Source organism: Microbacterium sp. GXF6406 (genome assembly GCF_054798215.1).
This window is the reverse complement of record NZ_JBSJZH010000059.1, coordinates 1-1,142: the sequence shown is the minus strand read 5'-3', so window position 1 is coordinate 1,142 and position 1,142 is coordinate 1. Positions and strand designations below refer to the sequence as shown.

The following is a 1,142-nucleotide window of genomic DNA, read 5'->3' as shown; positions in this document are numbered from 1 at the left end:
TCGAGTCCGTGCGGATGTGGGTCAAGCAAGCAGATATTGACGGCGGTCACGTCGCTGGGGTGACCACTGCCGAAGCTCACCGAGTGCGCGAACTCGAGCAGGAAGTCCGGGAGTTGCGGCGTGCGAACGAGATATTGAAGAGGGCGGCGAGTTTCTTCGGGGCGGAGCTCGACCGCCAACACCGGAAATAGTCGCCTTCATCGACGCGAACAAGAACGATGTCGTCGAGGGCCGCCCGCTCGGAGTCGAGCCCATCTGCAAGTTGTTGCAGGTGGCTCCGAGCACGTATTACGCCGCGAAGGACCGTGCCCCGTCGGCGCGAGCGATCAGCGATGCCGCGCTCATACCGGCGTTGGTGTCGCTGTGGACGGACAACTACTGCGTCTATGGGGTCCGCAAGCTCTGGAAGACCGCCCGTCGCAGTGGGATCGACATCGGTCGGGATCAGACCGGCCGGCTCATGCGTGCTGCGGGCATCGAGGGCGCGATACGGAGCAAGCGGGTCAAGACGACCAGGCCTGATCCGGCCTCGGCGAGGCACCCGGATCTCGTCAACCGTGAGTTCACCGCGACCGCCCCGAACCGGCTCTGGGTGACCGATCTGACGTTCGTGCCGACGTGGGCGGGCGTCGCGTATGTCTGCTTCATCGTCGACGCGTTCAGCAGGATGATCGTCGGGTGGCGGTGCGCGTCGCACATGCGCACCGAGATGGTCCTCGACGCGATCGAGATGGCCCGCTGGTCCAGAGGCCGCCATCACGAGGATCTGCGCTGTCACAGCGATGCAGGATCTCAATTCACGTCGATTCGCTACGGTGAACGCCTAGCGGAAATCGGGGCGGCGCCGTCGATCGGGACCGTCGGCGACAGCTATGACAATGCTCTCGCCGAGACGGTGAACGGCTACTACAAGACCGAACTCGTCCGCGGGCCCGCACGATCAGGCCCCTGGAAGAGCGTCGAGGATCTCGAGCTCGCAACCCTCGGATGGGTGCACTGGCACAACACCGAGCGTCTCCATGGCTACCTCGGCGACATCCCGCCCGCCGAGTTCGAGCAAGCGTTCTATGCTGTCCAAGCCGACCACGATCAGCTGGTGGGAATCAAATAGCGCGAGTCTCCATCAGACCCAGGGCGCTTCA

Annotated in this window: 1 pseudogene and 1 other annotated feature; the pseudogene reads left to right on the top strand. The window is 64.1% G+C overall.

The features are described from left to right. Positions 1-1,111: pseudogene (locus ACWAUG_RS13585) on the top strand (IS3 family transposase); the annotation flags it as partial. After that, positions 146-280 (top strand) — a sequence feature (AL1L pseudoknot). (Overlaps the previous pseudogene by 135 nt.) Positions 1,112-1,142 lie beyond the last annotated feature (31 nt).